The organism is Rathayibacter sp. AY1A4 (genome assembly GCF_002930955.1).
In the GTDB taxonomy this organism is placed as follows: domain Bacteria; phylum Actinomycetota; class Actinomycetes; order Actinomycetales; family Microbacteriaceae; genus Rathayibacter.
Genome location: NZ_PSTN01000002.1, coordinates 145,299 through 161,817 on the forward strand (window position 1 = coordinate 145,299; position 16,519 = coordinate 161,817).

Here is a 16,519-nt window from a genome sequence, read left to right on the forward strand (position 1 = left end):
GATCCCGTCCGTTCGTCCGTTCCCCGAGAGCACGGAACGCCGCGGAGTCCAGTCCCCCTCCCGCAGTGCGGCGGAGCAGTAGGGTCGCATCATGCCGCTCCCGATCCCGACGCTCACCGAGGGTCGTGTCACCGTCCGCCCCATCCGCGTGCGCGACGCCCGCCCTCTCGAGCGGGAGCTGATCGCGAACCGGTCGTGGCTGCGCCAGTGGGAGGCGTCCGACCCCCGGGGAGGCGCCGCGTTCGACGTGCGCGCCAGCATCCGCTCGCTGCAGCAGAACGCGCGGGCCGGCGGGGGAGTGCCGTTCCTCATCGACTGGGACGGCGAGCTCGCCGGGCAGCTCAACATCTCGAACATCGGGTACGGCTCGCTCTCCTCCGGGTCGATCGGCTACTGGGTGTCCGAGCGCTACGCCGGGCGGGGGATCACTCCGATCGCCGTGGCACTAGCTGCCGACCACGCCTTCCTCGACCTGGGGCTGCACCGGATCGAGATCTGCATCCGCCCGGAGAACCGGCCGAGCCTGCGCGTGGTCGAGAAGCTCGGCTTCCGCTACGAGGGCCTGCGGCGGCGCTTCATCCACATCAACGGCGACTGGCGGGACCACTTCTGCTTCGCCCTCGTGGCGGAGGAGGTGCCCCGCGGCGTGCTCCGCCGCTACCTCGACGGGCAGGTCCCGTCGGAGGTCGGCGTGCCGACCGACGCGGACCTCCGCGCCTCGCGCCGCTCGGGTCTCTCCGGACCCTCCGACGGCGCCGGTGTCCCTCCGACGGGGCCCCGGCTGATCCGCGATCCGCACGGACACACCTACCCGTAATGACGGACGGGAGTGCCCGGTGCTCCTAGCGTTGTCCGCATGAGTAGCGACTGGCTGGGCGGGGGCGTCGTCTGGGCGCTCGCCGCCGTTCTGTGGGTCGCCTACCTGATCCCCACGTGGATGCGCAGGCGGTCGTACAACGCGACCGAGCGCAACGCGGTGAGGCTGCAGCAGACGCTGCGGATCCTCGCCGAGACCGCGGAAGTGCCCGAGCACGTGCGTGCGGAGGCGACGGCCCGCGAGGTGGCGCTGCAGCAGCGCCGGCTCCGGGTGACCGAGACACGACGACGAGCCGAAGAGAAGGCACAGGCGATGGAGCTGGCACAGGCGGAGAAGGCGGCGCGCGACGCGCTGCGACGGGCGACCGCGAGCGCACGGCGGAGCACGCGGTCAGGGCCCTCGGTCCTGCGCTGGCGCCAGGGCGCCGCGCTGGCCGTGCTGGTCGGCGCGGTCGCCGCGCTGGTCGGGCTCGTGATGCTGCCCTTCGGCGGCACGGGCGCGGTGCCGCTCGTCGGCCTGCTCCTCGCCGTCGCGGGGCTCGGCACGCTGATCCTGCTGGCGCCGGGTCGCCGCCGCGCCGCCGCTCCGGCCGCAACAGCGACGACGGCCGCCGCGATCGAGCGCCGGCGCGCCGAGGTCTTCGAGGCCGAGCTCGCCGAGGAGGCGGGGGACGACGCCTCCGAGGAGCTCGCCGAGGACCGTGCGAGCTGGACGCCGCAGCCGCTCCCCAAGCCGCTGTACCTCTCCCGGGGCACGGTCGCCGCCTCCGCGATGGCGTCGATCGACGCCGTGGAGCGCCTGCGCACCGCCGCGGCGGAGGCGGAGCTCGCCCAGCGCGCCGCCGCGACCGCTCCCGAGGTGGCGCCGCTGCGCGTCCCGCGTGCCGCCGCTCCCGCTCCCGAGGCTCCGCGTCCCTCCTCCCGCTTCGCCGCGATGGGCGTCGTGGACGGCGTCGACGCGATCGACCTCGACCAGGCGCTGCAGCGCCGCCGCGGGGCCTGACCCGAGTGCGAGGCGCCTGCTCGTCCGTGCTAGTGTGGACGAGTTGTTCGGGCCGGTGACGGCTCGGAAGGCACGGGTCCGTGGCGCAGTTGGTAGCGCGCTTCGTTCGCAATGAAGAGGTCAGGGGTTCGAATCCCCTCGGATCCACCACCACGGAAGGCCCGCTCGAGAGAGCGGGCCTTCTGGTTTGTGCCGGCGGCCGGATCGGGAACCTCGCCTGTTCGGCGGGTCGACCGCCTCGCGGCCTCGACGCGCTCGTCGGCGGAGGAGTGGTCCGTTCGATCGGCACTCGGTACTAGGCGTCTCCGCCGATCCTGGCTCGACCGCCGAGGACGGCGACTCCCGTCGAGACTCCGGCGACTGCGACCATCGCGACGATGCCCAGTGCCCGGAGCACGAACGCCTTGTGCTCCGAATCCTTCAGCGCTTCGTCGTCGATCGCTTCTTTGAACAGCCGAAGGACCGAGTAGCGGTCCGCCGCGCTCAGGGTGTCACGATCCAGTTCGCGGTTCAGGACGGCGCGGTACTCGGCGAAGGCCCTGTGAACCTTCTTCTGACTCTTCCAGTTGGCTCGAACGGCTGAACTCGCCTGATCTCCCACTTCACTGAACGAGTCGAGGACGAGATTCTTGAAATCCGGGAACTGCTCGACGACCTTCAGGGCGAGCTCCTCGCTCATGTTCGGCAGCTCGGATGCGAACGCGATGAACTTCTCTTTCGACAGATTCCTCCAGGAGTCGATACCGATCCTCTGCTTGAGATCGTCCTCGTTCGAGTAGTCCATGCTGATCCCTCTTCCCTCCACGGCGACGGCCGATCATCGCCTCAGAGTATCGAGGAGGAGCCGTCGGTCCACGTGCTCTCCGGGCGGGAGAGCGCGCGGGCCGGTCGTGCAGGTCCTGACGATCGGGCGCCCCAAGCTGTGGGCCGCCCGCGTCCGTGCGTCCTCCGTGTCCCCCATCCGGGCCGCGCCGGACGGGAGCCGCCCTCCTCCGGTCCGTCGGGGGATCCGCGGCGACGTACGCTCGCCCCTCGTGCTCTCGCAGCACGCGAGGCACTCGAACGATGGACGACCAGGGGACGGGACGACATGGGGACCACAGCACACAGGGCACGGCGGAGAGCAGCAGGGGTCGGCGCGGGGGCGATCGCGCTCCTGGCGGGGCTCCTGGCGGCACCGCCGGCGCAGGCGTCCGGGACGCAGACGCTGCTCGCGCTCGGCGACTCGATCACGCGCGCGGCGACGACCTGCGGGGTGAACCGCGACTGCGTCGAGAACTCCTGGGCGACGGGATCGGCGCCCGCGGTCGACTCGATCGCGAGCCGTTTGGCGGCGGCGGATCCGCGGACGGCGGTCCGCGCGGTGAACTACGCGAAGTCGGGCGCGGTCATCAGCGGAGTCGAGTCGCGGATCGACGCCGCGGTCGCGGCCGGGGAGGAGCCGGACGTGGTCACGCTGCTGATCGGCGGCAACGACCTCTGCTCGCTGAGCCTCTCGCCCGACTCCCGCGACGGCTACGCGATGACGCCCGCGGCCTCCTTCGCGGCGTCGGCGACCCGGATACTGCGCTCCATCGGCGAGGAGTGGCCGGAGGCGACGGTGCTCGTCGGCTCGGTCCCGGACATCGAGTCGGAGTGGGAGGCCGTGAAGTCGACGCCGGGCGCCGCGATCTGGGCCTGGGGCGGGGTCTGCCGGACCCAGCGCGGAGTCGACGCGACGACCGGAGCCCCGCTGACCGGCTCGGCCTACACCGCCTCGCTCGCGGCGGCGGAGGACCGGGAGGCCGCCTTCAACGAGGCACTGGAATCGGCCTGCGCGTCCGCCGCGAACGACTGCGTCTGGGACGGCGGTGCCCTCACGGCGGCTCCGATCTCGCTCGACCAGCTCTCGACGGACGTCGACTACTTCCACCCGAACGTCGCCGGCCAGGCGATGATCGCGGACGAGCTGTGGACGGCCTGGGGCCTCGGCGACGAACCGGCTCCGGCTCCGACCCCGACTCCCACGTCGGCGCCCACCGCGGCTCCTGCTCCGGCACCCACGGGCTCGCCCGCGCCGTCGCGCGACACGACGGCTCCGAAGACCGTCATCACCGCGCCGACGAGCGGATCGACGGTGCGTGGCTCTGTCACCCTGGTCGCCACCGCCAAGGACGACGTCGGCACGACGAAGCTGAGCTTCTGGAGCGGAGCCACGCGGCTGGGCGACGCGACGAGGGCGTCGGACGGCACGTGGCGCCTGACCGTCTCGGCCTCCTCCTACCCGGCCGGGCGGTACGCGATCGTCGCGCACGCCTACGACGCCGCAGGGAACCTCGGGCGGAGCTCTTCGATCACCCTCAAGCGCTGAGCGGCTGAGGGGGCCGTCCGTCACCGGCCCCCTCAGCCCCGCGCGACGAGCAGCACGTCGGGACGATCCCAGTTCTCGACGGTCTGCAGCACCCAGAAGATCCCGAAGAGGGCGAGCGCGACGGCCTCGCCGAGCAGGAGCCACTGCTCGCCGAGAAGTTCCGCTCCCCGCCCCGTGAGAAGCAGGAGCACCAGCGCCGCATCGACCGCGGCGATCAGCACCGCGAGAACGGCGTAGCAGCGGGAGTAGAAGCGCGGCGTCCCCGGCCCGCTCGCTCCCTCCTCGCGCACCGCGACGGCGTGCAGACCGGCGGTGACGGCGATGAGGAGGAAGAAGACGCCGGCGGCGGCGTAGTGGCCGAGCCGCAGGAACGACGGGAGCGTGCTCCAGGCCGCCAGAGCGATCAGGAGGGCGGCGGCGATCGCGGTGCGGACGAGCGCCCAGCGGTCGAGGACCCGGTCGAGGGCGAGCAGGATCACGGAGGCGACGAGGACGGCCGCGGCCGTGACCAGGTAGGCGGGCAGGGAGGCGGCGACCTCACCCGCGGCCGTCGCGGGAAGGCACGACGCCCCTCCCGCCGGGCACACCGCTCCCTGGAGGCGCTGCAGCTCCTCCGAGGCGAGGGGCACCGGCACGATCGCGATGACCGGCGCCGTCATGCCCGCCAGCAGCAGGAGGAAGCGCCGCACGCTCCTGCCGGCGAGGACGACCAGCGCGACGCCGACCGCGAAGAGCGCCCCGGTGAAGAGGGAGCGGACCGGGGTGTAGTACGAGGCGCTGATCGAGCGCAGCGGGCCTCCGCCGACGAGCTGGTGGACGAGGCCGGCCGTGAGGAGCGCCACGGCCGCCACCAGGGAGAGGCGGACGTAGCGGTAGGTGCGGAGGGAGGACACGGCGCCGCCCCCGCCCAGCGCGTCGCCGCGGGCCACCCGGCTACTCCGCGCGCAGGCCGGAGGAGGCGAGGGCGAAGTCGACGTCGATGCGGATCGCGACGCGGAGGGGGTTCGGGCGCGGGGTGCGGTAGCGCTGGGAGTAGAGCTCGACGGCGTGCTGCACGGCGTCCGGCTCCTCCTCGATCGTCGCCGGACCGCCCAGGCTCAGCCACCGGATGCCGTCGACCTGCCCGACCGTCGCGGTGCCGCCCCGCCGGACGTTGAGCACCTTCTGGCTCTCGCGGGAGGTGATGACGCGGACGACGCCGTCCTCGTAGGTGAAGCCCACGGCGACCACGTGCAGGCGGCCCTGGCGGCCGGGGGTGGAGAGGGTGGCCAGGTGGCGCTCGGTGACGAAGGCGAGGCCGTCGGCGCTCAGGATGCTCATCCCGCGAGCGTAGCCGGAGGCGCCGACGCGCTCCTGGGGGCGGACCGCCGGTCAGCCCTCGAGGATCAGCGCCTCGCCCTGGCCGCCTCCGCCGCAGAGCGCGGCGACGCCCAGACCGCCGCCCCGGCGCCGGAGGGCCAGCGCCAGGTGCAGGGCCAGCCGTGCTCCGGAGGCGCCCACAGGGTGGCCGAGCGCGATCGCCCCGCCGTCGGGGTTGACCGCCTCGGGCTCGACGCCGAGATCGTCCGCCGACTGGAGGACGACGGAGGCGAACGCCTCGTTGATCTCGATCAGGTCCAGGTCGGACACCGCTGCACCGCGGCGGCCGAGCGCCCGGAGGATCGCCGCCGACGGCTGTGAATGCAGGGAGTTGTCCGGTCCGGCGACCTGCCCGTGCTCGGCGACGGTCGCGAGCCAGGGCAGTCCGCGCTCGCGGGCCCAGCCGCGGGACACGACGACCAGCGCGGCGGCGCCGTCCGTGATCGGGGACGAGCTGCCCGCCGTGATCGTGCCCTCGGGCGAGAACGCGGGGGCCAGCCGGGCGAGCGTCTCGACCGTGCTGTCCTCCCGGATCCCGTCGTCGGCGGACACGACGAGGTCCGGTCCGCGCCGCTGCGGAACCGCGACCGGCACGATCTCCTCGGCGAGCACGCCGGTGGACCGTGCCGCGGCGGCCCGCTGGTGCGAGAGCGCGGCGAAGGCGTCCTGGCGCTCGCGGCGGATGCCCCGTGCGGCGTTGCCGTCGTCGGTCACCCTCCCCATCAGGCGGCGGTCGAACGGATCGAGCAGGCCGTCGTGGAGGAGTGCGTCCTCGAGCGGACGCGGACCGACACCCAGGCCCGAGCGGGATCCGAGCAGGAGGTGCGGCGCGTTGGTCATCGACTCCTGCCCTCCGGCGACGACCACCTGCGCCTCGCCGAGCCGGATCATCCGCGCCGCGTCGATCACCGCGGTGAGACCCGACAGGCAGAGCTTGTTGATCGTGACCGCCGGGACGTCCCAGCCCAGGCCCGCGAGGACCGCGGCCTGCCGGGCGGGGCCCTGACCGGCTCCGGCCTGGATCACCTGGCCGAGCACGACCGCGTCGACGTCGGCCGCGGAGGCGCCCGAGCGCTCGAGAGCCCCTCGGATGGCAGCGGCGCCGAGCTCGACGCCCGAGAGCGGCGCGAAGGCTCCGGAGAAGCGGGCGAACGGGGTGCGGGCGCCCCCCAGGATCACGGGGGTGGTGTCGTCAGTGGACACGGGGACTCCTTCTCGACGGTGAGAGCGGGGGAAGCGGTGGGGAGACGGATGCCGGGAGCCGGCCCGGCTCAGGGAACGAGAAGGATCTTCCCGCGGACGTGGCCGTCCTCGCTGAGCCGGTGCGCCTCTGCGGCCCGCTCGAGCGGGAGGCGCGGACCCGTCGCGACCGCGAAGCGCCCCTCGCTCGCCAGCCGGGCGGCCAGCGGCACCCCCTCGCGGCGGAGGCGCTGCTCCTCCTCGGTCAGCGGCACGGGACTGCCGCCGCTCCAGGCCCGGATGCCCAGCTCGGCCGCCCGAGGACCGGCGACCACCGTTCCGACGTGCTGCGGATCCTCCACCAGCGCGAGCGAGGCGGCGAGCGCCTCGTCCGTCCCGGCCGCGTCGAGCACGCGGTCGACGCCCTCGGGCGCCGCGGCACGCAGCCGCTCGAGCAGTCCGGGCCCGTAGGCGACCGGCACCGCTCCGAGCGCGCGCAGCGCCTCGTGATTCGCCGGGCTCGCCGTGGCGATCACCCGGGCTCCGCGGTCGACGGCGAACTGGATCGCCGCCCGTCCTACCGCGCCGGCGCCCGCGTGGACGACGAACGTCGATCCCTCCGCGACGCCGAGCGAGACCACCGCCTGGTAGGCGGTGGAGACCGGGATGCCGAGCGCGGCCGCCTCCTCGAAGCCGAGTCCGTCGGGGAGCGGATCGAGGGAGTCGGGGGAGACCGCGACGGCGGTCGCGTAGGTGCCGGTGGCGCCGCTGACGATGACCCGGTCGCCGACGCTCCAACCGGTCACTCCCGGACCGACGGCGGAGACCACGCCGGAGCCGTCCGACCCGAGCCTCCGCGGACCGTCGAACGGCGGGCTCGGGCGCAGGCCGGAGCGCACCTTCCACTCGATCGGGTTCACACCGGCCGCGCGGACGGCGACCACCACGATTCCGGGCCCCGCCTCGGGCTCCGGCGCCTCGACGGTCTCGAGCACCTCGGGCCCGCCGATCCGCTCGTACTGCACGATCCTCGCCATGTCGTCCTCCTCCTCGCGGGCCACCGCCCGCTCCGGTCGCCTCAGTCCAGCAGACTCTCGCGCACCTGGCGGCGCAGCACCTTGCCGATCAGCGAGGTCGGCAGCTCGTCCACCGGGACGATCCGCCTGGGCACCTTGTAGGGCGTCAGGTGCAGCCGGCAGAAGTCGCGCAACGCCTCCGGATCCACGGCCGTCCCGGCCCGCAGGACCACGGCCGCCGCGACGCTCTCGCCGCCGTCCTCGCGGGGGAGCCCGACGACGGCCGCGCGCGTCACGTCCGGGTGCGACTCCAGCACTCCCTCGACCTCGGAGGGGGAGACGTTGAAGCCGCCGGTGATGATGAGCTCCTTGGCCCGGTCGACGATCGTCACGAAGCCGTCGGCCGAGACGGTCGCGATGTCGCCCGTGCGCAGCCAGCCGCCGGGGAGGAGGGCCTCGGCCGTCTCCTCCGGCCGCTTCCAGTACCCCTGGAACACCTGCGGCCCCCGGAGCAGGAGCTCGCCGGACTCGCCCGGGCCGCGGTCGACCGACGGATCGGCGGGGTCGACGAGGCGGATCGTCGTGCTGGGGAACGGCACGCCCACCGTGCCGGGCCGGCGGGTCGGGCCGACCGGGTTGCCGAGGGCGACCGGCGAGCTCTCGGTCATTCCGTAGCCCTCGACCAGGAGTCCCCGGCTCGCGCGCTCCCAGCGGTCGACCGTCGCGACCGGCAGGCTCATCGCTCCCGAGATCGCGAAGCGGATGCCGCGCAAGTCGAGCTCGTGGCGCTCGGAGGCGCGGGCCAGCGCGTCGTACACGGGCGGCACCGCGGGGAGGAAGGTGGGCGGCGACGACTTCGCGGCCGCCTTCACGAGGCCGACGTCGAAGGTCGGGAACAGCACGACCTTCGCGCCGATGCTGATCGCGAAGGTCAGGCACAGCGTCAGCCCGTAGGCGTGGAACAGAGGGAGCACCGCGTAGAACGTCTCGTCGCCCTCGCGCAGGCCCGGCACCCAGGCGCGGCCCTGCAGGGCGTTCGCGCGGAGGTTCGCGTGCGAGAGGATCGCGCCCTTGGGCGTGCCGGTGGTGCCGCTCGTGTACTGCAGCAGGGCCGTGTCGCCGAGGACCGGGCGGGGGTGCGAGCGCGCGATGCGGCGGTTCTTCAGCAGCGACGCGAAGGGCACCAGGGAGCGGCTGCGGGGGGTCGCGGTCAGCTTCTCGCGCGACCGGCGCACCGACGGCAGGGGGAGCCGCAGCGCCAGGCGCTTGCCGAGCGGGAAGGAGCGGGTGAGGTCGACGGAGACGACGCGCTCGATGCCCAGGTCGGCGGGCATGGTCGCGACGACGTCGGCGATCTTGTCCCAGACGACCGCGAACCGGGCGCCGTGGTCCTCGAACTGCCGCCGCAGCTCGCGCGGCGTGTAGAGCGGGTTGTGCTCGACCACGATCGCTCCGAGGCGGAGAGCCGCGTAGAACGCGACGACGTGCTCGGGGCAGTTCGGGAGCACCAACGCGACGCGGTCGCCGGCGCGCACGCCCAGGCGCCGCAGGCCCTCCGCCGCGCGCGCGACCTGCTCGCCGAGCTCGGCGTAGCTGGTCTCGGCGCCGAAGAACTCGAGCGCGGTGCCGCGGCGGTACCGCGCGACCGAGTCCTCGAGCAGGTCGACGAGGGTCTGGGTGGGAGGGTCGATCTCGGCGGGCACGCCCTCCGCGTAGGAGGTCAGCCACGGCTTCGTCGCCAGGTTCGAGGATCCGGAGGTCACGGGCCGAGTATCGGGCACCCGCCTCCGCACTTCCTCCGAGGCGCGCGGAGGGGGTGCCGCACCGGGCGCGGGAGCGGCAGGCTGGCGGCATGAGCGCAGCCATCGACCTCCTCCGCGACGCCTTCGGCCGGGTGCACGAGAACGTGCACGCCGTCCTCGACGACAGCACCCCCGATCAGCTCGCGTTCCGCGCGGACGCCCGCTCGAACTCGCCCGCCTGGCTCGTCTGGCATCTCGTCCGGGTGCAGGACGACCACCTCGCCCCGCTCGCCGGCCACGAGCAGGTGTGGACGGCCGACGGCTTCCACGGCCGGTCCGGCCTGCCCTTCGAGCCCGACGAGACCGGCTACGGGCAGGAGCCGGCCGAGGTGGCGGCGCTCGCCGCGGTGCCGGCCGCGCTGCTCGCGGAATACGCCGACGCCGTGCACCGGCAGACGCTCGCCCTCCTCGACACGCTCGGCGACGAGGACCTCGAGCGCGTCGTCGACGAGCAGTGGGATCCGCCGGTGACCCTCGGGGTTCGGCTGGTCTCGGTGATCGACGACGACACGCAGCACGTCGGCCAGGCCGCGTACGCGAAGGGTCTCGCCGAGCGCTCGGCGCGCTGAGCCCGGCCTCTACGCTGGCGGGATGCGCGCGCTCCGGACCCTGCCCGCGAGCGCGGTCCTCGCCCTCGCCACCGCGCTGACCCTCGTCGGCTCCTGGATCCCCTCCTACTGGAACGACGAGGCCGCGACCCTCCGCCTGGCGCGGCTCCCGGTGGGGGAGCTCCTCGCCTTCGTGCAGGAGAAGGACGCGGTGCACCTGGTCTACGGCCTGCTGATGCACGGCTGGATCGCGATCGCCGGGGAGTCGGAGCTCGCGGTGCGGGCGCCGTCCGCTCTCGCCACGGGAGCGGCGGCGGCGGGCGTCGTCGTCCTGCTGCGATCGTTCGACCGGCCCCGGGCAGCACTCCTCGCCGCCGCGGTGCTCGTGCTGCTCCCGCGGTCCTCGTTCTCGGGGACCGAGGCGCGATCCTCCGCTCTGGCCACCGCGCTCGTGGTGGGAGCGGCGGTCCTCGTCGTGCGGGCGGCCCGCTCCGGAGGAGCCCTGCGCTGGATCGCGTTCGCGGCCGTCGCGGGTCTGGCGGACGCGGTGTTCCTCTACTCCGTGCTGGTGCTGCCGGCTCTCGTCGCGCTCGCCGCGGCCGCGGCGCCCCGGGGTGCCGTGCGGGCTCTCCCGGCGAGCGCCCTCTCTGCACTGGGCGCCGTGCCGGTGCTGCTCCTCGCCGCCGGGCAGAGCGGCCAGGTCGGCTGGCTCCGCTCGCAGCCGGTGACCGCGTTCACCGTCCTGGTCGAGCCGTTCTTCGGATCCGCGTGGTGGCTGGCCGGGATCGCCGTCGCGCTCCTCGCGGTCGCCGCGGTGCGGGGCGGCCTGCGCGGGCCGCTCCTGCCGGCCCTCGTCCTCTGGATCGTGCTGCCGACGGCGGTGCTGGTGCTCGGGACCCTCCTCGTCGAGCCGATGTTCACCCCCCGCTACCTCGCGTCGAGCACGCCCGCCCTCGCGGTCCTCCTCGGCCTCGCGCTCGACTCGTTCAGGGCCCGGACGGGCGTCGCCCTCCTCGCCCTGACCGCGGTGGCCGCCCTGCCGGTCCTGGTGCAGATGCGCACGGTCACCGGGAAGCCGGCCGGGCAGGACCTCCGCGGTCTGGCGGCCGCCGTCGAGGAGCGGGCCCGTCCGGGCGACGCCGTCCTCCTCGGCTCCTCCGGGACGGTCTCGCTCCGGCCCCGCCTGGCGCTCGCCGCCTACCCGGAGGCGTTCGCGGGCGTGGACGACGTCGCCCTCGCCGCTCCGTACGGGACGACGGGGACGTACTCCGACGTGCTCCTGGAGGGCGAGGACCTGCTCGCCGCGCTCGCCGGGGAGGACCGGGTCTGGCAGGCGCTGCCGGAGGGCGAGGCGGACACGGTGCTCGCTGAGGCGGGGTTCGTCGCGCGCGAGCGGATCCGGGTGCCGACGACGGTGCTGACGCTGTGGGAGCGCCCGGAGGGCCGCTGATCCGGAGCGCTCGGGGCGTCGCAGCCCCGGAGTGGAGAGACGCCGGAGTGCCCGGAGCCCCGCCGACGGGGAGCCGCTACCCTTGTCCCCGGCGCCGTCGCAGAGCGGTGGCGTCCGCGGAGCGAGGACCGCGCCACCGAGAGGACCCGAACGTGACGTTGCCCGAGACCACCACCACCGCCATCGCGAAGCGGAAGGGGCGCGACGTCGCCCCCGAGATCGCGCGCTCCTGGCTGCTGGTGAACGCCACCCGCACCGAGACGTTCGACGCCGCGCACGCGTCCCGCGCCGACCAGATCGTCCTCGACATCGAGGACGCGGTCGACCCCAAGGCGAAGCCCGACGCGCGGACCGACGTCGCGGAGTGGCTGACCGGCGAGAAGCGCGCCTGGGTCCGCATCAACGACCACTCCACCCCGTTCTGGTCCGACGACGTCGACGCGCTGAAGGGCCTGCCCGGCCTCGCCGGCGTCATGCTCGCCAAGACCGAGGCCGCTGAGCACGTCACCGAGACCTTCGACCGCCTCGGCGGCTCCACCCCGGTGCTCGCCCTGGTCGAGTCCGCCCTCGGCATCGAGGAGGCGGTCTCGATCGCCCGCGCCCGCGGCACCTTCCGCCTCGCGTTCGGCAGCGGCGACTACCGCCGCGACACGGGCACCAGCGCCGACGACCTCGCGATGGCCTACCCGCGCTCGCGCCTGGTCGTCGCCTCGCGCATCGGCGACCTGCCCGGCCCGATCGACGGACCGACCGTCTCGAACAGCCACCCCGTGCTGCGCGAGCAGTCCGCGCTCACGGTCTCGCTCGGCCTCACCGGGAAGCTCTGCCTCGACACCGAGCAGCTCGCCGTGATCAACGAGGTCATCAGCCCGACGCCGTCCGACGTCGCCTGGGCCCGCGACTTCCTCGACGACTTCGAGGCCCGCGGCCGCGTCATCCGCGACGGCAGCGACCTGCCCCGGCTGGGCCGCGCCAAGAAGATCGACAAGCTGGCCACGGCGTTCGGCGTCAACCCGCTGTGATCCGTCGCGGGGAGGGCGCCTCCGCGGCACACTGAGGGAGCCGCGGAGACCCTCCCGCGCAGGACGGAGACTCCGATGGGCGCGGTCAGCACCTTCCTCTGGTTCGACGACGGCGCGGGGGAGGCGGCGCGCTTCTACACGGAGCTGGTGCCGAACTCGCGGATCACCGGAAGCCAGGTGCTGCCGGAGGGCTCCCCGTCGCCCGGCGAGGTGCTGTCGGTGACGTTCGAGCTCGACGGGCAGCGGTTCCAGGCGATCAACGCCGGGCCGCGGTTCCCGTTCACCGAGGCCGTCTCGATCGTCGTGACCGTCGGCGGCCAGTCCGAGCTCGACCGGCTGTGGGACGCCCTGATCGCGGACGGCGGCGAGGAGAGCCGGTGCGGCTGGCTCCGCGACCGCTGGGGGCTGTCCTGGCAGATCGTGCCGGAGGTCCTCCCGCGTCTGCTCGGAGGCGCCGACCCCGAGGCGTCCGCGCGCGCTCTGCAGGCGATGCTCGCGATGAGCCGCCTCGACATCGCGGAGCTGGAGCGGGCCCATGCCGGCGCGTGACTCCGCCCGCCCACGCCGCTCGACCTCGCTGCGGCGCGCGTACCTCCGCGACTACCGCTACGCCTACGGCTCGCGCTTCGTGCACCTGCGGGAGGGCTGGGACGTGTCGCGGTACGCGTCCGGCGACGGCGCTCCGGTGCTGCTCATCCCCGGGATCTACGAGACGTGGCAGTTCCTCCGGCCCATCGCCGAGAGGCTGCACGCGGCGGGCCATCCGATCCACGTGCTGCCCGCGCTCGGCTACAACACGCGGCCGATCGTCGCGTCGGCCGGACTCGGCCAGGACTACCTGCGCGAGCACGATCTGCGCGGAGTCGTCGTCGTCGCGCACAGCAAGGGCGGCCTGATCGGCAAGCACATGATGGTCGTCGACGACCGCGAGGACGGGCGGATCGAGCGCATGATCGCCGTCTCGACCCCGTTCAACGGCTCGTCGCTCGCACGGATCGCCCCGGCGCGGGCGCTCCGGGAGTTCGCGCCCCACCGCCCGCTGATCCGCACCCTGCTGGCCGAGCGCGAGGCCGACGCGCGCATCACGTCGATCTACGGGATGCGCGACCAGTACATCCCCGGAGGGAGCCGCCTCGCCGGGGCGCGCGAGAACATCGCGGTCTCGGTGGTCGGCCACTTCGCGCTGCTCTCGAGCCCGAAGGTGCTCGACCTCATCGCGGCCCGGGTCTGAGGCCGGACCGGATCCGCTGGGCTCGCCGCCCGCGTGAGGCGCCTGCCGTGCGGCGCGTCCTCGACCGGAGGACGGCCGCCTCAGCGACGAGCCGAGCCGCCCGCCGCGCTCAGGACCAGGGAGTGAGCAGCACGAGCGGGATCTGCCGCTCGGTCTTCGTCTGGTACTCGGCGTAGTCCGGCCACGCGGCGACCGCGCGCTCCCACCAGGCCGCGCGCAGATCGCCCTCGAGCACGCTCGCGGCGTAGTCCTTCTTCACGGGCCCGTCCTGCAGCTCGACGTGCGGCTCCTTGAGCATGTTGCCGTACCAGACGGGGTGCTCGGGCGCGCCGCCCTTGGACGCGACGACCACGTACTCGCCCTCGTGCTCGACGCGCATCAGCGCGGTCTTCCGGAGCTTCCCGCTCTTCGAGCCGACGGTGGTCAGGACGATGATGGGGCGGCCGCGGAGGAGGTTGCCCTCGGCTCCGCCGGTCCGCTCGTAGAGCTCCGCCTGCTCGCGGGCCCACTCGGACGTGCTGGGTTCGTACTCTCCGGTCAGCGGCATGCCTCCGATCGTACGGCCGCGGCGGCCCCGGTGGCCGACCCGTGTGCAGGAGGATGGAGCGGTGTTCTCCGCAGACCCGTTCGACCGAGCCCGTATCGCCCTCCTGCGCGACGACCTGATCCGCGCCCGCTACGGCGTGGACGCCGTGCGGGGGCTCTGGGGCGACGAAGCGGCCGAGGCGCTGCACCGCGGCGACCGGGTCCCCGCCCGCCGCGCCCTCGAGCGCAGCGGCGACCACGACGCGCTGGCCACCCTCGCCCGCCTGTTCCTCCTGGCCGATCCCGTCTCGGCCGACGACGCGGACGAGGCGTTCGGCGCTCTCGCGCTGGAGGGGGCGGTGGAGCTCGGCCTGGTGCGCGTCGAGGCCGGAGCCGTCGTCACCGCGGCCCTCGACCTGCGCCCCTACGACGTGGTCGACCAGCGCGGCGCTGCCTCCTGGTGGATCGCCTCCGACCTCGGGGAGCTCGCCCTCGGCCGCGCGCTCGACGAGGACCACGTGCTCGGCGTCGGCGGCGCGAGCCTCACGCTGACCGGCCTGATGATCCAGCGACCCGTCGGCCGCGTGCTCGACCTGGGGACCGGCTGCGGGATCCAGGCGCTGCACGCCTCCCGCCACGCCGAGCAGGTGGTCGCCACCGACATCTCCGAGCGCGCGCTCGCGCTCGCCTCCTTCACCGCGGCGCTCAACGGGATCGAGAACATCGAGTTCCGCCTCGGCAGCCTCTACGAGCCGGTCGCGGGGGAGCGCTTCGACCACATCGTCACGAACCCGCCGTTCGTCATCACGCCGCGAGCCGAGGGCGTCCCCTCCTACGAGTACCGCGACGGCGGGCTGGAGGGCGACGAGATCGTGCGCCGCGTCATCCTCGGAGCAGCCGAGCACCTGGTGCCCGGCGGTGTCGCGCAGCTCCTGGGGAACTGGGAGTACCGGGAGGGCGCGGACGCCTTCGACCGGATCGCGGACTGGCTCGCCGACGCCCGCAGCCCGCTGGAGCAGGCGCTCGAGGCGGGGCCCGAGGGGCTCGACGCCTGGATGGGCGGGACCGCCTCTCCGCTGGACGTCTGGGTCGTGGAGCGCGAGCGTCAGGATCCGGCGGTCTACGCCGAGACCTGGATCCGGGACGGCGGCACGACTCGCGGCCCCGCGTTCGACGCGCTGGTCGACGCCTGGCTGACCGACTTCGAGCGGCGCGGGGTGACCGGCGTCGGCTTCGGCTACGTCACGCTCCGCCTGCCCGAGCATCCTCGCCCGCCGATCCGCCGCCTCGAGCGGATCACCACGCCGGTCGCGACCGCGGGCCTGGGCGGCCACCTCGCCGCCTGCCTCGACGCGGCCGAGGCCCTCGCGTCGATCGACGACCGCGCTCTGGCGGGTCTCGCCCTGGTCGTCGCCGGAGACGTCACGGAGGAGCGGCACTACTGGCCGGGCAACGACGATCCGACGGTGCTGCGGCTGCGCCAGGGCGGCGGCTTCGCCCGGGTCGAGGAGGTCGACACGGCGCTCGCCGCCGTGGTCGGCGCCTGCGACGGCGAGCTCTCGGTGGCGGCGATCGCGGCGGCGGTCGCCTCGCTCCTCCAGGTCGAGGAGGAGGCGGTGTCCGACTCGGTGCTGCCGCGGGTGCGCGAGCTGGTGGCGACGGGGCTGCTGCGGCTGCCCCAGGGGGAACGCGGCTAGAAGAGGGTGGCGGAGTCCTCGACGGGGGGCGCGGCGGCCGCGGCGGGCGCGGCGGCGGCCGTCGGCCATCCGGGTCCGGCGTCGACGGGCTGCCGGCGCTGGTAGGCGGTCGCGGCGCTCCGGGCACGGACATCGGCGGCCTCGTTCATCCGGTGGTTGGCGTGCCCCTTCACCCACTCGAAGGTGACCGCCCGGCCCTGCAGCTCCTCGTCGAGCGCCTTGATGATCTCGACGTTCATCACCGGCTTGCCGTCGGCCTTGCGCCAGCCCTTCCGCTTCCAGCCCGGCAGCCACTCGGTGCAGGCCTTGATGGCGTACTGGCTGTCGCAGAGGATGTGCAGCGGCTCCTCCTCCTGCGCGGTCGCGCGCAGCAGCTCGAGCACCGCGGTGAGCTCGCCGATGTTGTTCGTGCCGTGCGACCAGCCGCCCGCGGCCCAGCGCTCGTCGTCGACGTACCAGGCCCAGCCGGCGGGGCCGGGGTTGCCCAGTGCGGACCCGTCTGCGGCGGCGATGATGCTCAC

Annotated in this window: 17 protein-coding genes and 1 tRNA gene; 10 read left to right on the top strand and 8 right to left on the bottom strand. The window is 74.2% G+C overall.

All coding sequences use genetic code 11. The annotated features are described in order from the left end of the window. The first annotated feature begins 91 nt into the window (after positions 1–91). The 3 genes from C5B92_RS02290 (at position 92) to C5B92_RS02300 (ending at position 1,969) form a co-directional block, all read left to right on the top strand. Entirely contained in the window at positions 92–817 is a 726-nt protein-coding gene (locus tag C5B92_RS02290; RefSeq protein ID WP_104223217.1) for a GNAT family N-acetyltransferase, read from the top strand. A 39-nt stretch (positions 818–856) separates the two neighbouring features. Beyond that, positions 857–1,819 (top strand): hypothetical protein, encoded by a 963-nt coding sequence (locus tag C5B92_RS02295; RefSeq protein ID WP_104255415.1) that lies wholly within the window; start codon positions 857–859, stop codon positions 1,817–1,819. Between the two features lie 74 nt (positions 1,820–1,893). Continuing rightward, positions 1,894–1,969 (top strand) — tRNA-Ala (locus C5B92_RS02300). Positions 1,970–2,114: 145 nt separating this feature from the next. Here the strand turns inward: C5B92_RS02300 and C5B92_RS02305 are convergent. Next, on the bottom strand, positions 2,115–2,603 hold the full coding sequence (locus C5B92_RS02305) for a hypothetical protein (protein ID WP_104274204.1): 489 nt from the start codon (positions 2,601–2,603) through the stop codon (positions 2,115–2,117). A 306-nt stretch (positions 2,604–2,909) separates the two neighbouring features. On the opposite strand from C5B92_RS02305, the gene C5B92_RS02310 reads away from it, so the two are divergent. Then, positions 2,910–4,169 (top strand): GDSL-type esterase/lipase family protein, encoded by a 1,260-nt coding sequence (locus C5B92_RS02310; protein WP_104255413.1) that lies wholly within the window; start codon positions 2,910–2,912, stop codon positions 4,167–4,169. A 32-nt stretch (positions 4,170–4,201) separates the two neighbouring features. On the opposite strand, the gene C5B92_RS02315 is transcribed toward C5B92_RS02310, so the two are convergent. From C5B92_RS02315 to C5B92_RS02335, 5 genes are all read right to left on the bottom strand, one after another. After that, the gene (locus tag C5B92_RS02315) at positions 4,202–5,098 is read right to left on the bottom strand and encodes a hypothetical protein (RefSeq protein WP_104255412.1); all 897 of its coding nucleotides are present in this window, start codon (positions 5,096–5,098) and stop codon (positions 4,202–4,204) included. A 4-nt stretch (positions 5,099–5,102) separates the two neighbouring features. Next, a complete protein-coding gene (locus tag C5B92_RS02320; protein ID WP_104223212.1) occupies positions 5,103–5,489 on the bottom strand; it encodes a pyridoxamine 5'-phosphate oxidase family protein in 387 nt (128 codons plus the stop codon). Positions 5,490–5,540: 51 nt separating this feature from the next. Continuing rightward, on the bottom strand, positions 5,541–6,731 hold the full coding sequence (locus C5B92_RS02325) for an acetyl-CoA C-acyltransferase (protein WP_104232853.1): 1,191 nt from the start codon (positions 6,729–6,731) through the stop codon (positions 5,541–5,543). 68 nt (positions 6,732–6,799) lie between these two features. Next, positions 6,800–7,744: an NADP-dependent oxidoreductase gene (locus C5B92_RS02330; RefSeq protein WP_104255444.1), complete on the bottom strand. Its 945-nt coding sequence runs from the start codon at positions 7,742–7,744 to the stop codon at positions 6,800–6,802. Positions 7,745–7,785: 41 nt separating this feature from the next. Further along, complete coding sequence (locus C5B92_RS02335) at positions 7,786–9,486, bottom strand: long-chain-fatty-acid--CoA ligase (protein ID WP_104223210.1); 1,701 nt, start codon at positions 9,484–9,486, stop codon at positions 7,786–7,788. A gap of 89 nt (positions 9,487–9,575) precedes the next feature. Between C5B92_RS02335 and C5B92_RS02340 the strand changes: the two genes are divergently transcribed. From C5B92_RS02340 to C5B92_RS02360, 5 genes are all read left to right on the top strand, one after another. Next, positions 9,576–10,094: a DinB family protein gene (locus C5B92_RS02340; RefSeq protein ID WP_104255411.1), complete on the top strand. Its 519-nt coding sequence runs from the start codon at positions 9,576–9,578 to the stop codon at positions 10,092–10,094. 22 nt (positions 10,095–10,116) lie between these two features. Further along, positions 10,117–11,523, top strand: coding sequence for a glycosyltransferase family 39 protein (locus C5B92_RS02345; protein ID WP_104255410.1), 1,407 nt, complete (start codon positions 10,117–10,119; stop codon positions 11,521–11,523). A gap of 158 nt (positions 11,524–11,681) precedes the next feature. Then, positions 11,682–12,545: a CoA ester lyase gene (locus tag C5B92_RS02350; RefSeq protein WP_208543400.1), complete on the top strand. Its 864-nt coding sequence runs from the start codon at positions 11,682–11,684 to the stop codon at positions 12,543–12,545. 75 nt (positions 12,546–12,620) lie between these two features. Beyond that, positions 12,621–13,094 (top strand): VOC family protein, encoded by a 474-nt coding sequence (locus C5B92_RS02355; protein ID WP_104223207.1) that lies wholly within the window; start codon positions 12,621–12,623, stop codon positions 13,092–13,094. Then, a complete protein-coding gene (locus C5B92_RS02360; protein WP_104223206.1) occupies positions 13,081–13,776 on the top strand; it encodes a triacylglycerol lipase in 696 nt (231 codons plus the stop codon). The genes C5B92_RS02355 and C5B92_RS02360 overlap by 14 nt, the downstream gene beginning before the upstream one ends. Positions 13,777–13,885: 109 nt before the next feature. On the opposite strand, the gene C5B92_RS02365 is transcribed toward C5B92_RS02360, so the two are convergent. Next, positions 13,886–14,323, bottom strand: coding sequence for a nitroreductase family deazaflavin-dependent oxidoreductase (locus C5B92_RS02365; RefSeq protein ID WP_104223205.1), 438 nt, complete (start codon positions 14,321–14,323; stop codon positions 13,886–13,888). Positions 14,324–14,384: 61 nt separating this feature from the next. Here C5B92_RS02365 and C5B92_RS02370 point away from each other — a divergent pair, with 61 nt between their 5' ends. Next, the gene (locus C5B92_RS02370) at positions 14,385–15,998 is read left to right on the top strand and encodes a methyltransferase (RefSeq protein ID WP_258061230.1); all 1,614 of its coding nucleotides are present in this window, start codon (positions 14,385–14,387) and stop codon (positions 15,996–15,998) included. On the opposite strand, the gene C5B92_RS02375 is transcribed toward C5B92_RS02370, so the two are convergent. After that, positions 15,995–16,519 (bottom strand): ribonuclease H, encoded by a 525-nt coding sequence (locus C5B92_RS02375; RefSeq protein WP_104223203.1) that lies wholly within the window; start codon positions 16,517–16,519, stop codon positions 15,995–15,997. The two genes, C5B92_RS02370 and C5B92_RS02375, sit on opposite strands and share 4 nt — an antisense overlap.